General features: G+C 58.7%; 24 protein-coding genes. 10 read left to right on the top strand and 14 right to left on the bottom strand.

The window, feature by feature from the left end; translation table 11 throughout:
- The first annotated feature begins 45 nt into the window (after positions 1-45).
- The 5 genes from TG4357_RS17075 to TG4357_RS17055 all read left to right on the top strand — a co-directional run bounded on the left by TG4357_RS17075 (position 46) and on the right by TG4357_RS17055 (position 6,077).
- Positions 46-525, top strand: a complete 480-nt coding sequence (locus TG4357_RS17075) for a formate dehydrogenase subunit gamma (protein WP_082644181.1) — start codon at positions 46-48, stop codon at positions 523-525.
- Positions 522-2,048, top strand: coding sequence for a formate dehydrogenase beta subunit (locus tag TG4357_RS17070; RefSeq protein WP_058264110.1), 1,527 nt, complete (start codon positions 522-524; stop codon positions 2,046-2,048). The genes TG4357_RS17075 and TG4357_RS17070 overlap by 4 nt, the downstream gene beginning before the upstream one ends.
- A gap of 109 nt (positions 2,049-2,157) precedes the next feature.
- Complete coding sequence (gene fdhF / locus TG4357_RS17065) at positions 2,158-5,040, top strand: formate dehydrogenase subunit alpha (RefSeq protein ID WP_058264109.1); 2,883 nt, start codon at positions 2,158-2,160, stop codon at positions 5,038-5,040.
- Between the two features lie 3 nt (positions 5,041-5,043).
- The gene (gene fdhD, locus TG4357_RS17060) at positions 5,044-5,856 is read left to right on the top strand and encodes a formate dehydrogenase accessory sulfurtransferase FdhD (protein WP_058264108.1); all 813 of its coding nucleotides are present in this window, start codon (positions 5,044-5,046) and stop codon (positions 5,854-5,856) included.
- A complete protein-coding gene (locus TG4357_RS17055) occupies positions 5,853-6,077 on the top strand; it encodes a formate dehydrogenase subunit delta (protein WP_058264107.1) in 225 nt (74 codons plus the stop codon). The genes fdhD and TG4357_RS17055 overlap by 4 nt, the downstream gene beginning before the upstream one ends.
- A gap of 41 nt (positions 6,078-6,118) precedes the next feature.
- Here the strand turns inward: TG4357_RS17055 and hemF are convergent, their stop codons facing one another.
- The 4 genes from hemF to clpS all read right to left on the bottom strand — a co-directional run bounded on the left by hemF (position 6,119) and on the right by clpS (position 9,283).
- A complete protein-coding gene (gene hemF / locus TG4357_RS17050; protein WP_058264106.1) occupies positions 6,119-7,012 on the bottom strand; it encodes an oxygen-dependent coproporphyrinogen oxidase in 894 nt (297 codons plus the stop codon).
- Between the two features lie 75 nt (positions 7,013-7,087).
- Positions 7,088-7,888 (bottom strand): SDR family NAD(P)-dependent oxidoreductase, encoded by an 801-nt coding sequence (locus TG4357_RS17045; protein ID WP_058264105.1) that lies wholly within the window; start codon positions 7,886-7,888, stop codon positions 7,088-7,090.
- A 39-nt stretch (positions 7,889-7,927) separates the two neighbouring features.
- Positions 7,928-8,914 (bottom strand): class I SAM-dependent methyltransferase, encoded by a 987-nt coding sequence (locus TG4357_RS17040; protein WP_058264104.1) that lies wholly within the window; start codon positions 8,912-8,914, stop codon positions 7,928-7,930.
- A 30-nt stretch (positions 8,915-8,944) separates the two neighbouring features.
- Positions 8,945-9,283 carry an ATP-dependent Clp protease adapter ClpS gene (gene clpS / locus TG4357_RS17035; protein ID WP_058264103.1) on the bottom strand — a complete coding sequence of 113 codons (339 nt, stop codon included), beginning with the start codon at positions 9,281-9,283 and terminating at the stop codon, positions 8,945-8,947.
- Between the two features lie 99 nt (positions 9,284-9,382).
- On the opposite strand from clpS, the gene TG4357_RS17030 reads away from it, so the two are divergent.
- Both TG4357_RS17030 and TG4357_RS17025 read left to right on the top strand, forming a co-directional pair.
- Positions 9,383-10,090 (top strand): HAD family hydrolase, encoded by a 708-nt coding sequence (locus TG4357_RS17030; protein WP_058264102.1) that lies wholly within the window; start codon positions 9,383-9,385, stop codon positions 10,088-10,090.
- Positions 10,091-10,557: 467 nt separating this feature from the next.
- Entirely contained in the window at positions 10,558-11,925 is a 1,368-nt protein-coding gene (locus TG4357_RS17025) for a D-alanyl-D-alanine carboxypeptidase family protein (RefSeq protein ID WP_058264190.1), read from the top strand.
- A 122-nt stretch (positions 11,926-12,047) separates the two neighbouring features.
- Here TG4357_RS17025 and ccoS read toward each other — a convergent pair whose 3' ends face one another.
- The 5 genes from ccoS to TG4357_RS17000 all read right to left on the bottom strand — a co-directional run bounded on the left by ccoS (position 12,048) and on the right by TG4357_RS17000 (position 17,263).
- Positions 12,048-12,206 carry a cbb3-type cytochrome oxidase assembly protein CcoS gene (gene ccoS, locus TG4357_RS17020; protein ID WP_058264101.1) on the bottom strand — a complete coding sequence of 53 codons (159 nt, stop codon included), beginning with the start codon at positions 12,204-12,206 and terminating at the stop codon, positions 12,048-12,050.
- A gap of 5 nt (positions 12,207-12,211) precedes the next feature.
- Positions 12,212-14,398, bottom strand: coding sequence for a heavy metal translocating P-type ATPase (locus TG4357_RS17015; protein ID WP_058264100.1), 2,187 nt, complete (start codon positions 14,396-14,398; stop codon positions 12,212-12,214).
- 4 nt (positions 14,399-14,402) lie between these two features.
- Positions 14,403-14,858 carry a FixH family protein gene (locus TG4357_RS17010; protein WP_058264099.1) on the bottom strand — a complete coding sequence of 152 codons (456 nt, stop codon included), beginning with the start codon at positions 14,856-14,858 and terminating at the stop codon, positions 14,403-14,405.
- Entirely contained in the window at positions 14,858-16,327 is a 1,470-nt protein-coding gene (gene ccoG, locus TG4357_RS17005) for a cytochrome c oxidase accessory protein CcoG (RefSeq protein WP_425329297.1), read from the bottom strand. Before ccoG ends, TG4357_RS17010 begins: the two co-directional genes overlap by 1 nt.
- A 63-nt stretch (positions 16,328-16,390) precedes the next feature.
- Complete coding sequence (locus tag TG4357_RS17000) at positions 16,391-17,263, bottom strand: LysR family transcriptional regulator (protein ID WP_058264097.1); 873 nt, start codon at positions 17,261-17,263, stop codon at positions 16,391-16,393.
- A 362-nt stretch (positions 17,264-17,625) separates the two neighbouring features.
- Between TG4357_RS17000 and TG4357_RS16995 the strand changes: the two genes are divergently transcribed.
- Positions 17,626-18,303, top strand: a complete 678-nt coding sequence (locus tag TG4357_RS16995; RefSeq protein ID WP_058264189.1) for a DUF2270 domain-containing protein — start codon at positions 17,626-17,628, stop codon at positions 18,301-18,303.
- 119 nt (positions 18,304-18,422) lie between these two features.
- On the opposite strand, the gene ccoP is transcribed toward TG4357_RS16995, so the two are convergent.
- From ccoP to ccoN, 4 genes are read right to left on the bottom strand one after another with little or no spacing between them, the layout of a single operon-like run.
- Positions 18,423-19,289, bottom strand: a complete 867-nt coding sequence (gene ccoP / locus TG4357_RS16990) for a cytochrome-c oxidase, cbb3-type subunit III (RefSeq protein WP_058264096.1) — start codon at positions 19,287-19,289, stop codon at positions 18,423-18,425.
- 4 nt (positions 19,290-19,293) lie between these two features.
- Positions 19,294-19,482, bottom strand: coding sequence for a CcoQ/FixQ family Cbb3-type cytochrome c oxidase assembly chaperone (locus TG4357_RS16985; protein ID WP_058264095.1), 189 nt, complete (start codon positions 19,480-19,482; stop codon positions 19,294-19,296).
- Between the two features lie 10 nt (positions 19,483-19,492).
- Positions 19,493-20,224 carry a cytochrome-c oxidase, cbb3-type subunit II gene (gene ccoO / locus TG4357_RS16980; RefSeq protein ID WP_058264094.1) on the bottom strand — a complete coding sequence of 244 codons (732 nt, stop codon included), beginning with the start codon at positions 20,222-20,224 and terminating at the stop codon, positions 19,493-19,495.
- A gap of 14 nt (positions 20,225-20,238) precedes the next feature.
- Positions 20,239-21,840, bottom strand: coding sequence for a cytochrome-c oxidase, cbb3-type subunit I (ccoN, locus tag TG4357_RS16975; protein ID WP_058264093.1), 1,602 nt, complete (start codon positions 21,838-21,840; stop codon positions 20,239-20,241).
- 222 nt (positions 21,841-22,062) lie between these two features.
- On the opposite strand from ccoN, the gene TG4357_RS16970 reads away from it, so the two are divergent.
- Positions 22,063-22,902 carry a universal stress protein gene (locus tag TG4357_RS16970; RefSeq protein ID WP_058264092.1) on the top strand — a complete coding sequence of 280 codons (840 nt, stop codon included), beginning with the start codon at positions 22,063-22,065 and terminating at the stop codon, positions 22,900-22,902.
- A 111-nt stretch (positions 22,903-23,013) separates the two neighbouring features.
- On the opposite strand, the gene fnrL is transcribed toward TG4357_RS16970, so the two are convergent.
- A complete protein-coding gene (fnrL, locus tag TG4357_RS16965) occupies positions 23,014-23,760 on the bottom strand; it encodes a transcriptional regulator FnrL (RefSeq protein WP_058264091.1) in 747 nt (248 codons plus the stop codon).
- A gap of 68 nt (positions 23,761-23,828) precedes the next feature.
- Here fnrL and hemN point away from each other — a divergent pair, with 68 nt between their 5' ends.
- Complete coding sequence (gene hemN, locus TG4357_RS16960; protein WP_058264090.1) at positions 23,829-25,184, top strand: oxygen-independent coproporphyrinogen III oxidase; 1,356 nt, start codon at positions 23,829-23,831, stop codon at positions 25,182-25,184.
- The last annotated feature ends 76 nt before the right edge of the window (positions 25,185-25,260 follow it).

Raw genomic sequence — 25,260 nt, 5'->3', positions numbered from 1 at the left:
AAACGCGCCAGATCGCGCTAGTTTACTTTTAGGGAGGGCTGTGCGGTGCCGCATGCTTCGCTTGCCGATACTCAATTGGACCGACTTCAGGAAATTCTTGCCCGGCATGACGGGCTGGAAGGACCGCTTTTGCCGATCCTGCACGCGATCCAGACCGAATTCGGATATATCCCCGCCGCCTGCATTCCCGTCATTGCCGACCACTTGAATATCGGTCGCGCCGAAGTGCATGGCGTGGTCAGCTTCTACCATGATTTCCGCGACGCCCCGGCAGGCCGCCATGTGGTCAAGATCTGTCGGGCCGAAGCCTGTCAGGCCGTCGGAGCCAAGGCGCTGGCGGAAATAGCGCTGGCAAAGCTGGGGTTGGAATGGCACGGCACCACACCGAATGGCGCGGTGACGATCAAACCGGTCTATTGCCTGGGGCTGTGCGCCTGCGGCCCGGCGGCGATGGTCGATGACAAGGTGGTGGGCCGGGTCGATGCGGCCAAGCTGAACCGAATACTGACGGAGGCGGGCGCATGAAGATCTATGTCCCCCGTGACAGTGCCGCCAAGGCGCTTGGTGCCGATGCCATCGCCGATGCGATCCGGGTCGAAGCACAAGCGCGCGGCATCGAGGTGACAATGATCCGCAATGGCAGCCGCGGCATGGTCTGGCTGGAACCGCTGGTCGAGATCGAAACCGACAGCGGCCGGATCGGGTTCGGCCCGATCGACCCCGCCGACGTCCCGGCCCTGTTCGACGATCTGTCTGCCCATCCCAAGGCCTTGGGTCGGGTCGAGGAAATCCCGTTTTTTGCCCGCCAGACCCGGCTGACCTTTGCCCGCTGCGGGGTGATCGATCCGCTGTCGTTACAAAACTATGAAGCCCATGGCGGTTTGGTCGGGCTGCGCCGGGCGCTGGACATGACAGCAGACGAGATCATCACCGAAGTCACCGAAAGCGGTTTGCGCGGGCGCGGGGGCGCAGGATTCCCCACCGGCATCAAATGGCAGACCGTGGCAGCGGCAGAGGCGGATCAGAAATATATCGTTTGCAATGCCGATGAAGGCGATAGCGGCACCTTTGCCGACCGGATGATCATCGAAGGCGACCCGTTTTGCCTGATCGAAGGGATGATCATTGCCGGGATCGCCGTCGGGGCAACCAAGGGCTATGTCTATATGCGGTCCGAATATCCCGATGCCATCGCGGTGCTCTGCGATGCGGTCCGCATTGGACAGGCCAGCGGGGTGCTGGGCGCGGATGTGCTGGGCTCGGGCCGCGTTTTTGACATCGAAGTTCGCGTCGGGGCCGGGGCCTATGTCTGTGGCGAGGAAACTTCGCTGCTCAATTCGCTGGAAGGCAAGCGCGGCGTGGTCCGCGCCAAGCCGCCACTGCCCGCTCTGGAAGGGTTCATGGGCAAGCCGACGGTGGTGAACAATCTGCTGTCCCTGACCACCGTGCCGGTGATTTTCGAAAAAGGCGCCAAGGCCTATGCCGATTTCGGCCTTGGCCGGTCGCGCGGCACCATGCCGATCCAGATCGCGGGCAATGTCCGTCATGGCGGATTGTTCGAAACCGCCTTTGGCATGCCATTGGGGGACCTGATCGAAGACGTTGCCGGCGGCACCGCATCGGGCCGCCCGGTCAAGGCGGTGCAGGTCGGCGGTCCCTTGGGGGCCTATATGGGGGTTGAGAAGTTCGACACCCCCTTCGGATACGAGGAATTCGACCAGAGCGGCGGGTTGATCGGCCATGCCGGGGTCGTGGTGTTCGATGATCGCGCAGACATGCTGGACCTGGCCCGGTTCGCAATGGAATTCTGCGCGGTGGAAAGTTGTGGCAAATGCACGCCCTGCCGGATCGGCGCGGTGCGCGGTGTGGAAACCATCGACCGGATCGCCGCCGGGGACGTGGACGCCATCGATCTGCTGACCGATCTTTGCGAGGTGATGAAATCGGGGTCGCTCTGCGCCTTGGGCGGGTTCACCCCGTTCCCGGTGATGTCGGCGCTGGAACAGTTTCCAGAAGAATTTACCGGCGTGAAGGAGGCGGCAGAATGATGTGCAAAATAGATTTCGCCGCGCTGTCGCGCACCGATCCGCTGGGGGGCGCCGCCCCCCAGATCCCCCGGGATATTTTTGAACAGAAGAAGATCAAAGGGATGATTTCATGAGGGATTTCATCCTTCCAAACGATCGCGACATGGGCACGCCCGCATCGAAATCCGACACGATGGTAACGCTTACCGTCGATGGGTTCGAGGTGACAGTGCCCGCAGGCACCAGCGTGATGCGCGCCAGCAACGAAGCCGGGATCGCAATCCCCAAGCTGTGCGCCACCGATAGCATAGAGGCATTTGGGTCGTGCCGGCTTTGCATGGTGGAAATCGAAGGCCGCCGCGGCACCCCTGCCTCCTGCACCACGCCTGTCTCCGAAGGCATGGTGGTGCAGACCCAAAGCACCAAGCTGAAAAAGCTGCGCCGCGGCGTGATGGAGCTCTATATTTCCGATCACCCGCTGGATTGCCTGACCTGTGCTGCCAATGGGGATTGCGAATTGCAGGATATGGCCGGAGCGGTCGGGCTGCGCGATGTGCGATATGACGCCAAGGCCAACCATTTCGAACCGCGCAACACCTCCGGAGAGGTCAATCCCGATTACATCCCGAAAGACGATTCCAATCCCTATTTCACCTATGATCCGGCGAAATGCATTGCCTGTTCGCGCTGCGTGCGCGCCTGTGAAGAAGTCCAGGGCACTTTCGCCCTGACCATAGAAGGGCGCGGTTGGGACAGCCGGGTATCCGCCGGCATGGCGGGTGACGATTTCCTGTCCTCCGATTGCGTCAGTTGCGGTGCCTGCGTACAGGCCTGCCCGACCGCGACTTTGCAGGAAAAATCGGTGATCGAACTCGGCACGCCGGAACGATCCGTGCTGACGACCTGTGCCTATTGCGGTGTTGGCTGTACGTTCAAGGCCGAATTGCAAGGCGATGAACTGGTCCGGATGGTGCCGTATCGGCATGGCAAGGCGAACCGGGGTCATTCCTGCGTCAAGGGCCGCTTTGCCTATGGCTATGCCCATCACCGCGACCGCATTCTGAACCCGATGATCCGCGACAGCATCGATCAGCCGTGGCGCGAAGTCGGTTGGGACGAGGCGCTGAATTTTGCTGCCAATCGCCTGCGCGGGCTGCAGCAAAAGCATGGCCGCGAATCCATCGGGGTGATCACTTCTAGCCGCTGCACCAACGAAGAAACCTATCTGGTGCAGAAACTGACCCGCGCCGTGTTCGGCAATAACAACACCGACACCTGCGCCCGGGTCTGCCATTCACCGACCGGGTACGGATTGGGTCAGACCTTTGGCACCTCGGCCGGGACACAGGATTTCGACAGTATCGAACAGGCCGACGTGGTGGTAGTGATCGGAGCCAACCCCACCGATGCGCATCCGGTTTTCGGATCGCGGTTGAAAAAGCGGTTGCGCGCCGGTGCCAAGTTGATCGTGGTCGATCCGCGCCGCACCGATCTGGTGAAATCGAACCATATTCGCGCCGCGCATCATCTGGCGCTGCGCCCGGGCACCAATGTCGCCGTTGTGACCGCGATGGCTCATGTCATCGTGACCGAGGGCCTGATGAAGGAAGACTTCATCCGCAGCCGCTGCGATTGGGATGAATTCCAAGACTACGCGGCCTTCGTCACCGATCCGCGCCACAGCCCCGAAACCACCGAGGCATTGACCGGCGTGCCGGCAGAGGACTTGCGGCAAGCGGCGCGGCTTTATGCGACCGGGGGCAATGGCGCGATCTATTACGGGCTGGGCGTGACCGAACACAGCCAAGGATCGACCACCGTGATCGGGATTGCCAATCTGGCGATGCTGACCGGCAATATCGGCCGCGAAGGCGTCGGGGTGAACCCGTTGCGCGGGCAAAACAACGTGCAGGGATCCTGTGACATGGGATCGTTCCCGCACGAATTGCCGGGCTATCGCCATGTCAAACTGCCCGAGGTGCGGGCGATTTTTGAGGACGCATGGGGCGTCAAGATCGACCCCGAACCGGGATTGCGGATTCCCAACATGCTGGATGCCGCCGTCGAAGGGACGTTCAAGGGGCTTTATTGTCAGGGTGAAGACATCCTGCAATCGGATCCCGATACCAAACATGTGGCGGCGGGACTGGCGGCGATGGAATGCGTCATCGTGCATGATCTGTTTCTCAATGAAACCGCCAATTACGCCCATGTTTTCCTGCCCGGATCGACCTTTCTGGAAAAGGACGGCACCTTTACCAATGCCGAACGCCGCATCAACCGGGTGCGCAAGGTAATGGCACCGAAAAACGGATATGCCGATTGGGAAGTCACCCAGTTGCTGGCCAATGCGATGGGGGCAGAGTGGCATTACACCCACCCCGCGCAGATCATGGCGGAAATTGCCGCCACCACGCCCAGCTTTGCCAATGTGACCTATGATCTGATCGATGAAAAAGGGTCGATCCAGTGGCCTTGTAACGACGCCCATCCCGAAGGCACCGCCACCATGCATGTCGACGGTTTTGTGCGCGGCAAGGGGCGGTTCATCGTCACCGAATATGTCGCCACCGATGAAAGGACCGGGCCGCGATTCCCGCTGTTGCTGACCACCGGGCGGATCCTGAGCCAATACAATGTCGGAGCACAGACCCGGCGCACCGAAAACGTGATCTGGCACGATCAGGATCTGCTGGAAATCCATCCGCATGATGCCGAAGTGCGTGGCGTTAAGGATGGCGACTGGATCAAGCTGGCTTCTCGGTCGGGGGAAACCACGTTGCGGGCGCAAATCACCGACCGGGTCAGCCCCGGCGTCGTTTATACCACCTTCCACCACCCCGATACACAGGCCAATGTGATCACCACCGATTATTCTGACTGGGCCACCAATTGCCCGGAATACAAGGTGACTGCGGTGCAGGTTTCCATGTCGAACGGACCGTCCGAGTGGCAGGAAGATTATGCCGAACAGGCCAAGCGGGCGCGGCGGATACAGCCGGCGGCGGAATAGGCGATGCAGCGGCGTGCGTCTCATATCCTGCCGGTTCACACCTCTGGTCCAACCGACCTGCGCGATCTGGATCGCGCCCTGCCCGACGAAGTGCCGGTGGCATTGGTGTATAACGGATCGACCCTGGCGGTGATGATGGCATCGCCCGGCGATCTGTCCGATTTCGCGCTTGGGTTTTCGCTGACCGAAGGGATTGTCAGATCGGCGCAGGAACTGGGCGAGATCGAAATCATCGCCCATGACAAGGGCATTGAGCTGCGCATGTGGCTGGCAGCGGACCGTGCCGAGGCGGTCGCCGATCGCCGCCGCGCCATTGCCGGGCCGGTCGGATGCGGATTGTGCGGCATCGACAGTCTGGATCAGGCACTGCGGTCGCTGCCCTCGGTCGGGGTCGGCACGCTGTTGCGCAGCCGCGATATCGTTGCCGCCACCGAGGCTTTGCGCAATGCACAGCCCCTGCATGATGAAACCCGCGCGGTGCATGCCGCCGGATTCTACCGCCCCGGCGACGGGATCCTGTGCGCCCGTGAAGATGTCGGACGGCACAATGCCCTAGACAAACTGGCTGGGGCGTTGTCGTTGCAAAACCATGACCCGTCCTATGGTGCTTTGGTGGTGACCAGCCGATTGTCTTCGGAAATGGTTCAAAAGGCCGCGATGATCGGCGCACCGGTCCTGATCGCGGTTTCTGCCCCGACCGCGTTGGGTGTTCGGTTGGCCGAAGACGCTGGCATCACCCTTGTCGGTCGCGCCCGCAACGGACGGTTCGACATTTTCACCCATGCCCAGCGCATCGATACCGGAGGCCCGCAATGAAGCCGGACAAGCTGATCTATATGGCGAACCAGATCGCGACCTTTTTCGAAAGCAGACCACATGAAGAAGGTGTCATCGGTGTGGCCGATCACATCAGCGATTTCTGGGAACCGCGAATGCGGCTGCAACTGTTCGATATTCTGGCAGCGGGCGGCGCGGGCCTGAAACCGCTGGTGGTTGAGGCCGCGCCGAAAATCCGCAAACCGGTTATGGTGGAGTGAGCAATCAGCGGTCCACCTAGAATGGGCCACCCCCTGATCGCCTAGACCCATTTGGCCAGTGGCGGCAGGCTCATCAGAACGGCATTCGCATCATGCCCGGTTTCCAACCCGAATTTGGTGCCCCGGTCATAGACCAGATTATATTCGGCATAGAGCCCGCGATGGACCAGTTGGGCATCCTTGTCCGCCTCATCCCACACCGTGTTGCGGCGTTTTTCGGTGATCGGCACGAAGGCGGGCAGAAACGCCCGGCCAACATCCTGAATGAAGGCGAAATCGGTTTCCCATTCGCCGGTATTGTGATCGTCGAGGAAAATGCCGCCGACACCACGCGCCCGCTTGCGGTGGGGGATATAGAAATATTCATCCGCCCAATCCTTGAATCGCGGGTAATAGCCCGGGTCGTGCCGGTCGCAATGTTCCTTCTGAACGGTGTGGAAATGCGCTGTATCCTCGGCGTATTCGATGCAGGGGTTCAAATCCGACCCACCGCCGAACCACCACGCGTGCGGAGTCCAGAACATCCGCGTGTTCATATGAACGGCGGGCGTATGCGGGTTTTGCATATGCGCCACCAAAGAAATACCCGACGCCCAGAACCGCGGATCATCCTGCATCCCCGGAATACCCTTGCGCGCGGCCATCGCCGCCTGCGCCCGTTCGCCCAGTTCACCGTAAACGGTGGACACATTGACACCGATCTTTTCGAACACCCTGCCGCCGCGCATCACGCTCATCAGACCACCACCGGCATCCGTTCCGTCTTCCGAAGCGCGCTTGGTCTCGGTCACTTCGAACCGGCCCGCCGGTTGATCGGCGAAGGGGCCTTCGGTCTGGCTGTTTTCCAGTCCCTCGAAGGCGGCGACGATATCGTCGCGCAATTGTCTGAACCACGCGCTGGCGCGCTGTTTTTCTGCTGCGAAAGCTTCGGTCATGGGGTCCTCATCCTGTCAGTGCAATTTGACTAGCAGCCCACGCCGATCAGGACCACTGTCACATTGGCGCAGGGATCAATGCGCCGGGGCCGAAACCGGGTCGATCAGGGTACGGCCCCCGTCAACGGTCATGATCTGCCCGGTCATGAAGGCCGATGCTTCGGATGCCAGATATTGCGCCGCATGGGTCAATTCGGTTGGGGCCGCGATACGCCCCAGCGGGGTGTGTTTTTCGATCTCGCCGCGATAATCGGTGTGGTCACGTAACGTGTCCATCAAGCTGTTCGACATCACCGACCCAAAGGCCAGCCCGTTCACCCGGATCCGGTGCGGCGCCAGCGCCACCGCCAAAGACCGAGTCATCTGATCCAGAGCAGCGGTCGATACCGAATATGCCAGAAGTTCCGGAGACGTCCGCCGCGCCGCAATGCAAGACAGGTTCACGATCGCGCCCGCGCTGCCTTCCCCGCTGCCATTGGCCTGCTTGATCATCCGCTTGGCAACCAGTTGCGACAGTCGCAGCGACGCCAGAAGATTTTGCTGCAACATCGCCTCGACCGCATCGTCATCGGCATTCAGCGGATCAGCGGCAATAATCTGACGCGACGCATTGATCAGGATATCAACGCTGTCGAAAGCATCCAATGTGGCCGAAAGCAGATTTGCCAAGGTCAGCTTTTCGCGCAGATCGCCCGCGAAATAGCGATAAGCGTTGCCCTCTTCATTCGGACCCAGCTCTTTGGCTAGGCTATCTTCGTCCATATCGGCGAACATGACGTTCGCTCCCTTGGCAATGAAATGCCGGCCGATCGCCAAACCGATCCCGTTGGCACCGCCGGTCACAATGGCTGTCTTGCCTGAAATGGCAAAGGTCATATGCGAAGCTCCTGATTCTGAAAGGTAGGGTAACCGGGTCTAACGTTTCTGACGAGAGGGCCGTTTGGCGTGAAGAACCTTGAACCGATTGTCGCCTGCCGCTTCTTTAACATCGGTGAAAAAACCGGCAAGAGCCGTTTCATAGGGAAGGTGTCGGTTGGCCACCATCCACAATTCACCCTGTGGCGACAGATTTCGCGCCGCCGCCGCGATAAAGGTCCGGCCCAATTCGGGATCTGCGGCGCGCCCGGTATGAAACGGCGGGTTCATCACGATACCGTTCAATCGACGATCCGCGCGCCATGTGGTCGCATCGGCCCAATGGAACGTGGCGCGTTCGTCTTCGATATTGATCCGGGCGCAATCCAGTGACGCATGATCGGCTTCGACCAGACTCAGGGTTTTCACTGCCGGGCGCTGTAACACGGCCCGCGACAGGTATCCCCACCCGGCCCCCAGATCGGCCCAGTCACCGCTCAGTTTTTGCGGCAAGGCCGCCGCCAGAAGGTCCGAAGCCGGATCGATGCCATCGGCGGAAAACACCCCCGGCGCGGTGACGAAGCCGCCTTCGATCTCGACCGTTTCGGGTGCGTCCCAATCGCTCAGATCGACGCTTCCGGTAAACCAGAACAATTTGCCATGCGCCTTGGAAATCACCGACTGCACGTCGATGCGCTTGCGGATTTCTTTTAATGCACTGTCGACACCGTCGGTTTTTTGCCCGTCGATCACCACGGCCCCATCGGTCAGCGCCACCGCCCGCGCAATCAGCGCCCGGGCCAACCGCTTGGCACGCGGCAAGAAAACAATGCTGACCGCATAGCGCCCTTCGGGGGTGATCGTGCAATCGAACCCCTGACCGCTCAACCGGTCGAAATCGGGTTTGAAACCGGTCACGATCTGGCATTGCGCCTGCGGCAGATCGGACAAATCGGTATCGGACCGCGCAGCAAACACACCGATCCGGCCATCGGACAGGTTCAGACCGCCGCCCTCAAGGGCCAGCGATAGACGTGGATGGCTCATCTGATCAGACCCTTTGACAGGGGAAAAGGATCATTCCTTTTCCATTGTGCATTGCAGCGGGTGCTGATGACGACGGGCGAAATCCATCACCTGCGTCACCTTGGTTTCCGCGATTTCGTGGCTGAACACTCCAACCACGGCCAGACCTTTTTTATGCACCGTCAGCATGATTTCAAAGGCCTGTGCGTGGTTCACTCCGAAAAACCGTTCCAGCACTTGCACGACGAATTCCATCGGCGTGTAATCGTCATTCAACAGCATGACCTTATAAAGCGGTGGCCGCTTGGTTTTCGGTCGGGTCTGCAACACGACGGACAGATCGGAATCATCGTCTTTCTTGTCAGACATTTTGACGGGCCAATCGATCATGAGCACGCTTCTTTGGTTTTGACGGTTGTGGCTTAGAACGGTCTATATAACCTGTGTGTTAGAATAGGAAAGAGGTCTGCCGCAGGCAGAGGGGAAAACTTGGCCGGAAAACTTGTAACAATCGGGTTCGATGCGGATGACACTCTTTGGCATAACGAACGCTTTTTTCGCCTGACACAGGATCGATTCGCAACCCTGCTACAGGATTATGCCGATTCTAATCACCTGATGGACCGTCTGTTGCAGGCGGAAAAACGTAATATCGGCCAGTACGGGTTCGGGATCAAAGGCTTTGTCCTGTCGATGATCGAAACCGCATTGGACGTGACCGGCGACCGGGTGCCGGGGTCAGTGATCCGGGCTTTGATAGATGCCGGGCAGGACATGCTGCAACATCCAATTGAATTGCTGCCCCATGCCCGCGAAGCGGTTACAGCTTTGGCGGAAACCCACCGGGTGATCCTGATCACAAAGGGCGATCTGATGGATCAGGAACGCAAACTGGCGCAATCGGGTCTGGGCGATTTGTTCGACGGGGTCGAAATCGTGTCCCAAAAAAACCCAACCGTTTATGCCGAAATCTTCAGCCGACTGGGCGACGGACCAGAAACCGGGCTGATGGTGGGCAATTCGATGAAATCCGACGTGGTGCCAATGGTCGAAGTCGGAGGGTGGGGGGTCTACGTGCCATACGGATTGGTCTGGGAAATCGAACGGGCCGACCCGCCAGTCGCGTCGCACAGATATCATGCGCTTGACCATCTGGGCCAATTATCCGCGTTGATCGAACGGATCGAAACGGGTTGAGGACTTTAGTTACCGCCTTGCCCGATCCCTTGCCGAAATCTGCAGGGCCTGTTCGCGCGAGACAGGCACGGAATGAAAAGGCGCAAGTCGGCTGGAATACCGAAACTTTGGCAAAACGCGACCGATCCCCGACATCCACGCGGGTGACGCGACCGGATATGTTCAAAAATTAGGCAAAAAACCACCCGCAAAACCAGAGATTGAAAAATTCACAATCTTGCCGCAATCGCACTTGTTGGGGATGCCACCCCAGTTACCCCCAAGATTTGCGCAGCAACGGCCGTTCGTCCGCTGTTCGCCCCCCGAAACGAACAAAAGCCTTAAAAATGATTGCTTTATTCGTGAAAATTCATGTGCTAGCCTGTTCATAATAAACGTCGCCAGATGGGCAAACCGTCGGCGCAGAGGCAGCAAAGGCAGTGATCGTGACGGATCAGCAGTGGAAACCGGCCCGCTTGGGCTTGGTGATGTTCGCATTTATTTGGATTCTGGCTATTGTGCCGCTTAGCGCGCACGCAGCCCCTTACGCAGCTATGGTCATTGATGCCCGGTCGGGCGAAGTGCTGCATTCACGCAATGCCGATACTCGTCTGCATCCCGCCTCCCTGACCAAGATGATGACGCTCTATATCGCTTTCGAAGCGATCGAGCATGGCGAAATCAGCCTCGACACCGTGGTGCGCGTGGCCCAGAAAGCCGCCGCCGAACCGCCGTCGAAATTGGGTCTTGTGACCGGGCAGCGGATCAAGCTGCGCTATCTGATCCGCGCCGCAGCGGTGAAATCCGCAAATGACGCCGCCACCGCCATCGGCATCGCGATTTCAGGCTCCGAAGCGGCCTTTGCCCGCCGGATGAATCGCACCGCCAAAGCGCTGGGGATGACCCGGACCACGTTCAAGAACGCCAACGGGCTGACGGAATCGGGCCATTTGTCCACCGCCCGCGACATGACCACCCTCGGACGGCATCTGTTTTTCGACTATCCGCAATATTACAACCTGTTTTCGCGCCGTTCCACCGATGCCGGTGTGCGCGAAGTCAGCAACACCAACCGCCGCTTTTTGAACGCCTATAAAGGTGCGGACGGGATCAAGACGGGCTACACCCGCGCCGCCGGTTTCAACCTCGTTGCGTCAGCCGAACGCGGTAACAAGCGAATCATCACCACAGTTTTCGGTGGCCGCTCCACCACCACGCGCAACGCACAGGTTGCCGAACTGATGGATCTGGGGTTCCGCCGGGCACCCAACCGGGTCGCAACCCGCAAACCACAGCGGCCCAATTACGCCGGTATCGCACCCGAATCGGGCGCAGAAGGTAAAACCATCCGGATGGCCACCGCCGTAAAGCGCAGCCTGCGCCCGCGGCTGCGTCCCGGTGAACAGGCCAAACCGCCGGTCCTGCTGGCGCTCAAGGATGACATCAACAGCGCCTTGGCCGAAGTTGAAACAGCAGGCACCCCCGCCGTCACCCCCAAAATGCGCCCCGAAGACGTGGTTCTGGCCAGCGCCGAAAACGCGGCTGCAGTCGAAGAAACCCTGGCCCGCGAATCCGCCACGCCGGAACCCGAAGTCGTCACCCGTGTCAGCACTTCGGGCGGGCGCCATTGGGGCATCAATATTGGTCGCTATCCCAGCCGCTACGCCGCCGAACGGCAGCTTCTGAAAGTGGCACTGACAGAAATGAGCACGCTTGACGGCAGCTTGCGCAAGGTCGTGAACCGTAAAAATGGCTATGACGCCAACTTCCTTGGCATGACCCGCGACAGTGCCGACCTGGCCTGCCGCCGTTTGCAGGCACGGCAAGTCACCTGCTTCATGGTCGGACCCGGCTGAACAACGACACCGGCCCGAATGCCCCACCGGATCTGAAAATACGCCGGGCCGCAAAACGGTCCGGCGTATTTCTGTCGGCGAACGCACTTGTCGCCGGTTGTTTTTTACTGAAAGTGCCCGCGTCAGGGCTTCGGATGATCGTCCCAATCGCCATTCAGGATACGTTGCGCATTGCCTTCGGGATCATCGTATTGATTGGTCCGCACCGTGAAGATAAAAAACAAAAGCCCCAGACCGCCCAGGATCAGTGAAATCGGGATCAGATAGGCCAGTACGTCCATATCACTTACCTCAGCCGCAATGCATTGAGAGAAACTGTAATCGAACTGGCCGACATCGCCAAGGCCGCAACCAGCGGCGTTGCCAAACCCAGCACCGCAATCGGCACCGCGATCACGTTATAGATCGTGGCGATGCGGAAATTTTCCCGAATCCGCTTTGTGGCAGATCGGGCGGTTTTCACCGCATCCGCAATCGGGCTCAGATCACCGCCCAGCAGCACGATATCGGACGCCACCCGCGCGGCATCAAGCGCCGATGCCGGCGAAATCGACACATGCGCCGCGCTCAGCGCGGCGGTATCGTTCAACCCGTCACCGACCATCAGAACATGTTTACCCTGCGCCCCCAACGCAGTGATCCGCGCCGCCTTGTCTTCGGGCAGGGCTTCGGCCACCCAATCCTGAATGCCCAGCCGAAGTGCCAGTTTTTCCACCGCAGCCGGCGCATCACCGGACATCAGGATAATTTCCTTGCCGCTGTCCAGCAGCGCCTTGACCGCCTCCTCTGCGCCATCGCGCAGACGGTCAGTAAAGGCGAAAGCTTTCGGTGCTTCGCCCGCGACCGACAGCCAAGCGCTGGTTTCACCGCGCGGTTCTGCCCCAACCCATTGGGCCCGGCCCAACCGGACGCGCACACCCTGCCAACGGCCTTCGGTGCCGTAACCCGGCACCTCGGTCAGGCCCTCGACCCGGGCCGGTTTCACCCCGGCCGCGGTCAACGCCGAACGCAGTGACACCGACAGCGGATGCGCGCTGCCTTGCGACAAGGCCAGCGCGATTTCAAGATCGCGCACAGCGTGATCGCCCATATTGATCAGTTCCGGCGTTCCCGCGGTCAAGGTGCCGGTCTTGTCGAAAACCACCGTATCGACCTGCGCCAACCGTTCCAGCGCCGTTGCGTGCTTGATCAGCATCCCCTTGCGGAACAACCGCCCCGACGCCGCCGTCGTCACCGCAGGCACCGCCAACCCCAAGGCACAAGGACAGGTGATGATCAGCACGGCGGCGGCAATATTCAGCGATATCCGGACATCGCCGGAATACAGCAACCAGCCAAAGAAACTCAGCGCTGACAAGATATGCACCCCCGGCGCATAAAGTTTGGCCGCCTTGTCAGCCAAAGACGTATAGCGCGACCGCCCCGATTCCGCGATGGCGACCAGATCGGCCATCCGGTGCAACGACGTGTCCTTGCCCACCGCAGTGGCGCGGATCACCAACGGGCCAGTCAGATTGACCTCGCCCGCCGACACAATCCGACCCGCTTCGGCAAAGACCGGCACGGTTTCACCGGTCAGCAAGGACCGGTCGATTTCCGAAGTGCCTTCAACGATTTCACCATCCACCGGCATCCGCCCGCCGGGCCGCACCAGCACCAGATCGTCCAGCTTCAATTCGGCCACCGGCACCTGCTTTTCCTCGCCGTCGATCAACAGGAAAGCGCGCGGCACTTCCAGCGCCGCCAATTCTTCGGCGGCAGATCGGGCAATCGCCCGGGTCCGGTGATCCAGATAGCGCCCCGCCAGCAGGAAAAAGGTCAGCGTCAGCGCCGCGTCGAAATAGGCATGTTCACCCGAAAGCGATATTTCCCACAGCGATGTTATCACCGCCAGCGTGATCGCCAAAACGATCGGCACATCCATGTTCAACCGTTTGTTCTTCAACGCATTCCAAGCGTTGCGGAAAAACGGTTGGCCGGAAAACACGATAGTCGGCAGCGCAATCGCCGCCGAAATCCAGTGGAACATGTCGCGGGTGGCATCCACCGCGCCGGACCAGACCGAAACCGACAACAGCATCACGTTCATCGACGCAAATCCCGCCACCGCCAACCGCATCAGCAGGTCGCGCCCGGCCTTGTCGGTTTCCGTCGCCGACAGCGTCCCCGCGTCCAATTCATGCGCCTCATATCCGATCCGGTCCAGAACACCGGTCAGATCCTGCGGCATGACATCCGGTTCGGCTTCGATGCTGACCCGCTTCAGCGTCAGGTTCACCCGCGCCGAATGCACCCCGGGATGCTTCATCAAGGCGCTTTCCACCGACGAAATACAAACCGCACAATGCACGGCAGGCACCGACAGCGCGATCCGAGCCTCTTTCGGTTGATCTTGTTCGGCCAAGGCTGCGGCCGCAGGCGCGGCGATACAGGCAGGACAGGCCGATGGAGGGGGACGCATCGCGGCAGTCATCGGTTTACCGTTTCACATGCAGGACGACCCGCTGGGTGAATTCGGTGCCATTGTCGGAAATTGCTTTCATCCGCACGTTCCATTTGCCGCCGCTCAATTGCAGCGGCGCGACATAGGCTTCACCATCATAGCTGAAATCGGGCGTCACATCCTCGGAGATCTCGGTCGGTCGCCCCACCGTCGCGTCCAGCTTGGCAGCGCGCACCGGGCGGCCGTCTTCGTTGGTGATCTTCAGGGTGATTTGCCCGTCCGCTTCACCGGCCCAGATGGTCCAGCCAAGCGCCTCTTGTGCGGCCTTGCGCTTGTTGAATTCCTGGCTGGCGACATAGGAATTTTTCACTTCCAGCCCCGGAAAGGTTCTCACCGCCTGCACCGCCAGAACGACATTGACAGAAATGATGATACCAAAGGCCGCAACGAAACCGATCAGAACATGTTTTCCGGTGATTTCCTTGACCATCAATTTGCCCTCCCGTTGAAAACGGTATCTTTGTAAGCGCGTTCACCGCTGGCTGTGTCTTCGACCCAGAAACGGAATCCGACCCGTTCGCTTTCGGCCGGTTCCGACCCTTTCGGGGCAATCACATAGACCCGCTGCAACAGCATGTCATCCGCTGGAACCGAAACCGAAGAATAGGGGGTTCCTTCCAATTGCACCCGCAAAGACGGATCGCCCTTCAGGGTGATATTGAACGGTCGGTCTTCGCCATGCTTGTTGCGCAGTCGCACATCATAGGTATTGCGAATAGAACCGTCCGACATGGTCACGAAAGTCGGGTTGCGCACCGGTGCCACGGTCAGGTCGATTTCGGGCCGGATGAACAGCGCCACCACCAAGCCGACACCGACCAGTGTCCAAAGCGTTGTATACATGATCGTGCGCGGCCGCAGGACATGTTTCCAGATGCTTTTGACCGGTTTTCCGGCACGTTCCGCCGCTTCGTCCGTCAGTGCCATGTAATCGATCAAACCACGCGGTTTACCGACCTTTTCCATTATTTCATCACAGGCATCGATGCACAGCCCGCAGGTAATGCATTCCATCTGCTGACCGTCGCGGATGTCGATCCCCATGGGGCAGACATTGACGCAGGCCATACAATCAATGCAGTCGCCCAAGGCTTCGGCGCCATCTGCCTTGCGGTGCTTGCCGCGCGGTTCCCCGCGCCAACTGCGATAACCGATGGTCAGGGTGTCTTCGTCCATCATCGCGGCCTGAATCCGCGGCCACGGGCAGGCATAGATACAGATCTGTTCACGGGCGAAACCGCCAAAGAAAAAGGTCGTGACGGTCAGCACCAGCATCGTCGTGTAAGCGACAGGATGCGCGTTCAATGTGACCAGATCGACCAGCAGCGTCGGCGCATCGGTGAAATAGAACACCCAAGCGCCGCCAGTGGCCAGACCGATCAGGAACCACGCCGCCCATTTGGTCACCCGAAGCCGGGCCTTGCGAAAATCCATTTTCTTCTGCCGATGCAGACGCAAACGGGCATTCCGGTCGCCTTCGATCCAGCGTTCGACCAGAATGAACAAGTCGGTCCAAACCGTCTGCGGGCAGGCATAGCCGCACCACACCCGGCCCAGCGCAGAGGTGAACAGGAACAATCCCAGCCCCGCCATCACCAGAAGACCGGCAATGAAATAGAATTCATGCGGCCAGATTTCGATCCAAAAGAAGAAAAACCGGCGATTGGCCAGATCGACCAACACCGCCTGATCGGGCAATTGCGGACCACGATCCCAGCGAATCCAAGGGGTCAGGTAGTAGACGCCCAGCATGAGCGCCATCAAGACCCACTTAAAACTGCGAAAAGCGCCTTTCACACGGCGCGGAAAAATGGGTTCTCGCGCAGCGTAGAGGCTTGGCGGGGCTTCGGGTTCGGTCTGAGACACGGAATCACTCCGATTATTTCGGTTTTTTTCCACCTCTTTTCACAGGCAACACACAAAGTAGCATTGACCTGCATCAAATAAATATCTTCCAGATATCTAATTTCCGATTTGGTTCTTTAACCATTTCGTGAACGCGCGCAGATGGGGCCGTTGCATCCCGGGTCGGGTTACCAGGAAATATCCCTTTTCGCGTTCATCCTGATACAGCACTCGCAACCGACCGGCCTGAATATCAGCTTCGACGAAAACCCGTGCCAGAACGGCGGCCCCCCGGCCCGCCCGCGCTTCTTCCATGATCAGATTTCCCGGCAACGTGGTCATGCCCGAAGCGGGGCGTTTTTCCACCCCCTGTTCGCGCAACCAGTCGGTGCTTTCATGGGTGCCCAATTCCTGCAACCAATGCAGCTTTTCCAGCTCTGCCGGGCAAAGCTGCCCCTGCTTGGGCACCAGATCGGGCGATGCGACCACCACGATCGGGGATTCGACCAACAATGTGGCGTCGTGCCCCGGCCAGTCCCCGCGGCCATAGCGCAAAGCGATATCAATCCCGCCGGGTTCCAATGGCTTCACCTCGGCGGTGGGGTCGATCATCAGGCTGACGTCGGGGTGTTTCTGCCGGAAAGCGGCCAATCGTGGCATCAGCCAACCCGACGCAAAGGCCGGTGTCGTGGAAATCTGAATCGCCCGGTCGGAATCGGCATCCACCAAACTGTCGACCATACGCGTGATTTCCCCGAAACACCGGTCCAGCACGGCCGCCAGTTGCACCCCGTCATCGGTCAGCACCGGTATACGCGGTTTGCGGTCCAGCAAGTGCAATCCAAGATGCGCCTCCAGCGCCTTGATCTGCTGGCTGATCGCGGCGTGACTGACATTCAGCATATTCCCGGCCGCGGCCATGCTGCCAGCTTGATGAAAAGCTGAAAAGGCGCGCAAGGCGCTCAACGGTGGTAGATTTCGCAAATTCATTCGTAAGTTATACTTACGCTAAAGTAAAATTACCAGAGTCGCCTGAACTGCACATATCCCCTATTTCATTCGGCACAACATCAGGAACAGGAGATTTGAAATGTTGACGATACTTGCAGGTTCATTCCTTGTTGCGGCACGGAACAATTCCACTGGGACACCCGGATTTTCCTATCCCAAAGTGGCTGAAAAACAGATTAAAACCCCACTTAAAGCGGAGAACCCCACCCGTCCCATCGCCCCGGTCCGGCGGCGCTTTCTTGGAAGGTTTTGACCGGTTGCTCTTCTCCGTGCCATAGTCGACCGACCAGCATGGAGGAGAGCGTCCCCCAACGGGGGGCGCATGAACTTTGGGAGAGGTTTTGACAGACAGTGCCGAGAAGAACCGCAAAAGCCTGACAACGTCCGAAATCACCGCCGTTGCGCATCTCTATCGTGGCGAAGTTTACCGCAGCACGATCTGGCGCACGCGTCTCGACACAACCACCAACTGGGCCGTTGTCACGCTCGGGGTGGCGCTGTCGATTTCCTTTGCGTCGCCAGATGCGTCACCGATCCCATTGGTTCTGGTCGGTGTGCTGATCGTGTTCTTTCTGATGCAAGAAGCCCGGCGCTATCGCTATTTCAACGTCTGGCGCGCACGCTGTCGCTGGATGGAAACCCATTTCTATGCGCCGATGCTGGATGATGGCGATCTGCATCTGGAAGAAAACTGGCAGAAAACGCTGGCCAACGATTACCTGAATCCGCGTTATCACGTCCCGATGATGACCGCGATCGGGCGGCGTATCAGACGTAACTATTTGTGGATATTGATGATTCAATCACTGGCCTATGCCGGTAAACTGGCGGTCCACCCGACACCGGTGCAAAGTCTGGATCAGGCATTTCAACGCGCCGATGTCGGCCCACTGCCCGGCGAAATTGTTGTCGGTATTGGTCTTACCTATGTCTTCACCTGGATCGGCATCGCGATCTGGAGCCGAAATGACGACAACCGGCGGGCCCAGCTGCGCAAAACTGACAGCTCGATGGGTTGATTTATTCCTGAATTCAGGAATAAGAGGCACCGGCCTTCCAGGAAACGCGCGAACAGGACGGAAGGACCGGTGCCAAACCCGGGGCGTCGGGAAACGCCTCGGGTATTCTTTATGCGATGTTACTCGCCGCCACCCAATTGATGGACATAAGCCGCCACGGCGCGGATCTGCGCTTCGCTAAGGCGTGCGTTCCAATTGGGCATCACCCCGAAACGGGCATTGGTGATCGTTTCTTTGACGGTGTTGTAATCCCCGCCATAAAGCCAGATCGCGTCGGTCAGGTTCGGTGCGCCCTGATAAATGTCACCGGTGCCGTCTTCGGCGTGACAAGCCGCGCAGTTATCTTCAAAAACAACCGCGCCTTCCGCCACTTTCGACGCATCCATCGCATCGCCCGAAAGCGACATGACAAAGTTTGTCACCTGATCGATCTGTTCGGGCTCCAGCAATTCATCGCGGCCAAAGGCAGGCATTTCCGAATACCGGGTATCGTCCGAATCTTCGCTGCGCACACCAAAGGAAATGGTCTGATGGATGGCTTCGATATCGCCGCCCCACAGCCAATCATCATCCAACAGGTTGGGATAGCCTTTGGCACCGGCGGCCCCAGACCCGTGGCACTGGGCGCACCAGGTCTTGAACACGGCGGACCCGGCGGACACGGCATAGGTATTCAGTTCCGGATTTCCCGAAATTTCGGTCAACTCGGCTGCTGCCAGCTTTTCGTTGATCGGACCCAGCTTGGCTTCCTGTGTCGCGATTTCCGCCGCCACGTCGCCACGCGTCGACCAGCCAAGGAACCCGGCAGAAGCCCGGTTGATCCCGGGCCAGGCCGGATAGGCGATAGAATAGATCACTGCAAAGACAATACAGGCGTAGAAGGTCCACAGCCACCAGCGCGGCAGCGGATTGTTGAGTTCCTCGATACCATCCCACTGGTGGCCGGTGGTGCCGACCTCTTGTTTCTGATTTGGTTTCTTAGCCATTTCCTCACGCCTCCTTGGCGTCACCGCGCGGGGCGGGTTTGTCTTCGTGCCGGAAGGGGATGTCCGCGACGTCGCGATAGGTCTTGCTGCTTCCCGGGCGCATCACGAACACGATGACGCCCACGAAGAAGATAAACAAAGCCAGCAACACCCAGCTATCCGCGATCTCTCTGAGCAGGGAATAGGTTTCCATCATTCCCTCCTTAGCGGCTTGCATCCGGGGTGAAAGTCGAAAAATCGACCAACGTTCCCAGCATTTGAAGATACGCGATCAAAGCATCCGCTTCGGTAATGCCCGGCTGACCGTCGAAGTTGCGCACCTGCACGCTTTCTTCACCATAGCGTTCCAGCAGCCCGTCATAGTCCGCATCCGGATCCGACTGAGCGGCAAAGTCTGCCTGAGCGTTTTCGATCATGTCATCGGTGTAAGGAACGCCGACGAATTTATGCGTCGCCATCAGTTCACCAACATACTTGCCGTCGATCGGCCGATTTTCGAGGAATCCATATTTCGGCATCACCGATTCCGGCACCACCGATTGCGGGTTACGCAGGTGATCGGCATGCCATTCATCCGAATACCGGCTGCCCACGCGGGCCAAGTCTGGCCCGGTCCGCTTCGATCCCCATTGGAACGGGTGATCGTATTGCGATTCCGCCGCCAGCGAATAATGGCCATAGCGTTCGACCTCGTCCCGCATCGGCCGGATCATCTGACTGTGACAGACATAGCAGCCTTCACGGACATAGATGTCGCGGCCCGTCAGTTCCAGCGGGGTGTAGGGGCGCATGCCCTCTACATCCTCGATGGTGTTTTCCAGCCAGAACAACGGAGCGATCTGAACGATGCCACCGATGGTCACGACAAGAAAGGCGAAGATAGCGAGAAGCGTTACGTTCTTTTCGAGAACGACGTGTTTGTCTAGAATACCCATCTCTCTAGGCCTCCTTATTCAGCCGGGACCAAGCTGTTCGTGGTTTCTACAGCCGGCGAACGCTTAACGGTCATGAACAGGTTGTAGCACATGATCAATGCACCGGTGAGGAACATCAAACCACCCGTACCACGCACAACGTACATCGGAAGCTTGGCGGCCACGGTGTCGGCGAACGAATTCACCAAGAAGCCGTTTGCATCCACTTCGCGCCACATCAGGCCTTCCATGATGCCGGTCACCCACATGGATGCCGCATAAAGAATGATCCCGATCGTAGCGAGCCAGAAGTGCCAGCTGACCAAGCTCAGGCTATACAGCCGCTCGCGGTTCCACAGCTTGGGCACTAGGAAGTACAAAGCACCGAAGGTGATCATCCCGTTCCAACCCAGAGCACCGGAATGCACATGGCCGATGGTCCAGTCGGTGTAATGCGACAGCGAATTCACCGCGCGGATCGACATCATCGGACCTTCAAAGGTCGACATGCCGTAGAACCCGATCGAAATCACCATCATCCGGATGATCGGATCGGTACGCAGCTTGTCCCAAGCCCCCGACAAGGTCATCAGACCGTTGATCATGCCACCCCAGGAAGGCATCCACAGTACGATCGAGAACACCATGCCAAGCGTCGACGCCCAGTCAGGCAGCGCAGTATAGTGCAGATGGTGCGGACCAGCCCAGATATAGATGAAGATCAGCGCCCAGAAGTGAATGATCGACAGCTTATAGGAATAGATCGGGCGCTCGGCCTGTTTCGGCACGAAATAGTACATCATGCCCAAGAACCCAGCCGTCAGGAAGAAGCCCACAGCATTGTGGCCATACCACCACTGCGTCATCGCGTCCTGCACGCCGGACATGACCTGAACCGATTTCGAACCGAAGATCGACACCGGGATCGACAGGTTGTTGACGATATGCAGTAATGCCACGGTCAGGATGAAGGACAGGTAGAACCAGTTGGCCACATAGATGTGGGGTTCTTTACGCTTCATGATGGTACCGGCAAAGACCAGCAGATAAGCGACCCAGATAATGGTCAGCCACCAATCAACATACCATTCGGGTTCGGCATATTCCTTAGATTGGGTTGCCCCCAGCAGATAACCGGTTGCGGCCAACACGATAAAGAGCTGATAGCCCCAGAACACGAACCATGCCAGATTGCCGCCCCAAAGCCGCGCGGCACTGGTGCGTTGCACAACATAGAGCGAAGTCGCGATCAACGCGTTGCCACCAAAAGCGAAGATAACCGCCGACGTGTGCAATGGACGCATACGCCCAAAATTCCCGTACCCCTGCAGGAATTCGAAATTCAACTGCGGGAAAGCCAGCTGGAAGGCGATGATGACCCCGACAAGGAAGCCGACAACACCCCACACGGCGGTCGCGATAACACCGAAGCGCACCACACCGTCCATATATTCCCCTGAAAAATCCTTGCCCGCCGGTTCATCCGTGCGGCGCAAGACAAAAATAAATGCCACGAAAGCGAACAGCGCGATTTCCAACGCGTTCACCGTATAGGCCAAATCGCGACCGTAATTGGCCGCGATCAGCGCCAGAAGCGTGACCAGACCAAGCGCGATCAGCTTGATATAGTTAACCATTTTGCGTCCCTTCGTCTCTAACCCGCACGATTCGATGCCGCACGGGCGGTTCTAGACTGGCCGTTTAATGCGCCCGGGCGGGGTATGTTTGCCTTGATCTGCATCAAAACCAATCTTTCCTTTTTGTCGTGCGCCGGTGTTTCTTATTGACCCGTATCAAAGTCGGCAGCGCAAACCGGCCTTAGTGTCACCACATGCAGCCCTGAACCAAAGAGGAAAATCATGGCTTACAAGACCCTATTCACGGTACTGACCAATGCCGACCTGATAAACCCCGTGCTGGAAAAAGGCATCGAATTGGCCAATGCCTACGATGCTCATTTCGACGTGCTCTGCCTGGGGGTGGATCGAACCCAGACCGGATATTATTACGCAGGCGCGAACGCGATGGTTCTGCAAGAAACCATCACCCGCGCCAATGACGAAGCCAAAGAGATCGAAGCGAAAGTGAAAAAGCGGCTCGGCAATTCCGATATCCGCTGGAACACCGATCTGGGCGTGGCCCAATTGGCCGATATCGGACGGCATGTTGCCGCCCATGCGCGGTTTGCCGATCTGGTACTGCTGCCACAGCCTTACGGCGAAAACCGCGGTGCCGAATTGGAACCCATCGTCGAAGCGGCGATGTTCGACGGCAAGGTCCCGGTATTGGTTTTGCCCGAAAATGGCGGCGATGTGACCGATCAGAAACGGATCACAATCGCTTGGAACGAAAGCAACGAATCGATGGCGGCTGTACGCGCGGCCATGCCTTTGCTGAAAGAAGCGATATCGGTGCGCGTGGTGGTGATCGACCCGCCAGCCCATGGCCCGAACCGGTCCGATCCGGGCGGTCAGCTGTCGCAGTTTCTGGCCCGCCACGGTATTCGGGCGGAAATAGACGTGCTGTCGAAAACGCTGCCACGTATTTCCGACGTGATCCTGCGCCACGCCACCGACACCGATGCGGATATGTTGGTGATGGGGGCCTATGGCCATTCGCGGTTCCGCGAAGCCATCCTCGGCGGTGCCACGCGCGATATGCTGGAAAAGGCGAAACTGCCTGTCTTCATGGCACATTGATCAGGTTGGGCGGGATTTCCCGCCCAGCCACCACGACCACCCGCCAAGGTCAGGCCCGGATCCAGAAAACACGAACCGAAAAGACCGGCGCCTGATCAGGCCCAACGGGCGTCAGGCGAACATGCCGCCATCGGCGTCATCGCCGGCTTCTTCCATCAGTCGGGTGAAATCAGGCACCGTCACGTGCCGCTTACCTTCCAGATGAATGACACCATCGCGTTTCAGCGCCGAAATCTGGCGGCTGACCGTTTCCAGTGTCAGGCCCAGATAATCCGCCATCGCTTCGCGAGTCAGCGGCAAGTCAAATACCAGCGCCCCTTCGGTCGGTCGCAGGTTTAGCGTGGCATCGCGCCGGGCGATGATCGACAGCAGGCTGGCAATCTTTTCCCGCGCCGTCTTGCGCCCCAGCACCAGCATCCATTCGCGCGCCGCATCCAGTTCGTCCAGCGTCATTTCCAATAGGCGCTGCGCGATATGCGGGGTTCTTTCCATCATCTGTTCGAATGGCTTTTTGCGGAAACAGCACATGACCAAATCGGTGGTCGCCACCACATCATACGCTGACCCGTCGCGCCCCGGACGCCCGACGAAATCGCTGGGCAACAGCAGCCCCACCATCTGGGTGCGGCCATCTTCCATCGTCTGGGTCAACGTGGCGATACCGGTCACCACCGATCCCACGAAATCCATCTTGTCACCGGACCAGATCACCGTCTGACCGGCTTCGAAGCTGCGATAATATTTGATGGCTTCCAACAAATCCAATTCATCCGCTTCACAGCGGGCGCAAACCGCACGGTGCCGGATCGGACAGTCGTCGCATTCATGGCTAATCTGGGCTTGCTCTTCTTTCAACATCTCGGACCGTTCGCGCGCTTGATCTGGGTCAAAGAGGACCCACTTCGTTTCTACTAGAGGCTATGCGCATGGAAACCAAAACGCAACTTGCAAAACTGGGACTGTTTGACGCGAAAGTGCCAAGGTACACCAGTTACCCCACGGCCCCGCATTTTTCAGGAAATGTGGACGCTGAAAAATTTTCCCAATGGATCAAAGAGATAGAACCTGACTCGGAAATATCTCTTTATGTCCATGTTCCATTTTGTCGCCGGCTGTGTTGGTTTTGTGCATGTCGCACGCAAGGCACACAAAGCGATTCCCCCGTCATTGCCTATCTGGAAACGCTCAAAGCCGAACTGGCCCTGTTGAAAAACGTACTGCCAAGGGGTGTGAAATTGTCGCGGCTACATTGGGGCGGCGGTACTCCGACCCTGTTGTCACCGTCGATGATGCGTGATCTGGCCGGGGCGATTGCCGATGTAGCCCCCTTTGCCGAAGGGGCCGAATTTTCGGTGGAAATCGATCCCAACGAAATCGACGACGCCCGCCTGACCGTTCTGGCCGCAGCCGGGATGAATCGGGCGTCGATCGGGGTGCAGGATTTCGATGACGAAATCCAGCAGACCATCGGACGGATCCAGGGCTATGACGTGACCCGCGACGCGATCGAAGCGATCCGCGCGCATGGAATTGACAGCGTCAACGCCGATATCCTGTTCGGCCTGCCGCATCAGTCGCGCGAACGGATCACTGAAAGCGTACAGAAACTGCTGTCGCTTAATCCTGACCGGGTGGCGCTTTATGGATACGCCCATGTGCCATGGATGGCGAAACGCCAGCAGTTGATCCCCTCTGACGCCCTGCCCACACCGCAGGAACGGCTGGAACTGTTCGAAACCGCGCGCAGCCTGTTTTTGTGGGACAATTACGTTGAAATCGGCATCGACCATTTCGCCACCCGCGAAGACAGCTTGGCGGTGGCACAGAAGGCGGGCAAGCTTCGGCGCAATTTCCAAGGCTATACCGATGATCGCTCCCAGGTTCTGATCGGCGTCGGTGCATCGTCGATTTCGCGTTTCCCACAGGGATATGCGCAAAACCACCCTTCTACCGGGGCTCATACAGCCGCGATACGCGATGGTCGGTTCTCGACCGCGCGCGGCCATGTATTCAGCGCCGATGACAAGTTGCGCGGCCGGATCATAGAAATGCTGATGTGCAATTTCGCCATTGATAGCGAAGAACTGCTGGATTGCTACGATGTCAGTCGCGCACAGCTCGAAGACATGGTGACCAAGGCTGAAACCTCCTTCCCCGGCATTCTGAACCGTCAGGGTCTGGATATTTCCATCCCCGCCAAAGCACGCCCGCTGACCCGGATCATCGCGCGTAGCTTTGATGCCTATGATCTATCCAAGGCCGGGCACAGTTCGGCAATCTAAGCTGCGGGGGAAAACGCAGTCCGGCACAGATTTCGCGGCGGGTTCCGGCGTGGAAAATGCGTCTTTGACCGGATAG

The organism is Thalassovita gelatinovora (assembly GCF_001458355.1).
Taxonomy (GTDB): Bacteria; Pseudomonadota; Alphaproteobacteria; order Rhodobacterales; family Rhodobacteraceae; genus Thalassobius; species Thalassobius gelatinovorus.
Note: the sequence above shows the minus strand (reverse complement) of the source record. Positions and strands in the feature narration are given on the sequence as shown.

Excerpts from the sequence above, each read along its gene's own strand:
- TG4357_RS17070 (WP_058264110.1), top strand. The coding sequence starts at position 522 with ATGAAGATCTATGTCCCCCGTGACAGTGCCGCCAAGGCGCTTGGTGCC.
- fdhF (WP_058264109.1), top strand. The coding sequence starts at position 2,158 with ATGAGGGATTTCATCCTTCCAAACGATCGCGACATGGGCACGCCCGCA.
- fdhD (WP_058264108.1), top strand. The coding sequence starts at position 5,044 with ATGCAGCGGCGTGCGTCTCATATCCTGCCGGTTCACACCTCTGGTCCA.
- TG4357_RS17055 (WP_058264107.1), top strand. The coding sequence starts at position 5,853 with ATGAAGCCGGACAAGCTGATCTATATGGCGAACCAGATCGCGACCTTT.
- hemF (WP_058264106.1), bottom strand. The coding sequence starts at position 7,012 with ATGACCGAAGCTTTCGCAGCAGAAAAACAGCGCGCCAGCGCGTGGTTC.
- TG4357_RS17045 (WP_058264105.1), bottom strand. The coding sequence starts at position 7,888 with ATGACCTTTGCCATTTCAGGCAAGACAGCCATTGTGACCGGCGGTGCC.
- TG4357_RS17040 (WP_058264104.1), bottom strand. The coding sequence starts at position 8,914 with ATGAGCCATCCACGTCTATCGCTGGCCCTTGAGGGCGGCGGTCTGAAC.
- clpS (WP_058264103.1), bottom strand. The coding sequence starts at position 9,283 with ATGATCGATTGGCCCGTCAAAATGTCTGACAAGAAAGACGATGATTCC.
- TG4357_RS17025 (WP_058264190.1), top strand. The coding sequence starts at position 10,558 with ATGTTCGCATTTATTTGGATTCTGGCTATTGTGCCGCTTAGCGCGCAC.
- ccoS (WP_058264101.1), bottom strand. The coding sequence starts at position 12,206 with ATGGACGTACTGGCCTATCTGATCCCGATTTCACTGATCCTGGGCGGT.
- TG4357_RS17015 (WP_058264100.1), bottom strand. The coding sequence starts at position 14,398 with ATGACTGCCGCGATGCGTCCCCCTCCATCGGCCTGTCCTGCCTGTATC.
- TG4357_RS17010 (WP_058264099.1), bottom strand. The coding sequence starts at position 14,858 with ATGGTCAAGGAAATCACCGGAAAACATGTTCTGATCGGTTTCGTTGCG.
- TG4357_RS17000 (WP_058264097.1), bottom strand. The coding sequence starts at position 17,263 with ATGAATTTGCGAAATCTACCACCGTTGAGCGCCTTGCGCGCCTTTTCA.
- ccoP (WP_058264096.1), bottom strand. The coding sequence starts at position 19,289 with ATGGCTAAGAAACCAAATCAGAAACAAGAGGTCGGCACCACCGGCCAC.
- TG4357_RS16985 (WP_058264095.1), bottom strand. The coding sequence starts at position 19,482 with ATGGAAACCTATTCCCTGCTCAGAGAGATCGCGGATAGCTGGGTGTTG.
- ccoO (WP_058264094.1), bottom strand. The coding sequence starts at position 20,224 with ATGGGTATTCTAGACAAACACGTCGTTCTCGAAAAGAACGTAACGCTT.
- ccoN (WP_058264093.1), bottom strand. The coding sequence starts at position 21,840 with ATGGTTAACTATATCAAGCTGATCGCGCTTGGTCTGGTCACGCTTCTG.
- TG4357_RS16970 (WP_058264092.1), top strand. The coding sequence starts at position 22,063 with ATGGCTTACAAGACCCTATTCACGGTACTGACCAATGCCGACCTGATA.
- fnrL (WP_058264091.1), bottom strand. The coding sequence starts at position 23,760 with ATGTTGAAAGAAGAGCAAGCCCAGATTAGCCATGAATGCGACGACTGT.
- hemN (WP_058264090.1), top strand. The coding sequence starts at position 23,829 with ATGGAAACCAAAACGCAACTTGCAAAACTGGGACTGTTTGACGCGAAA.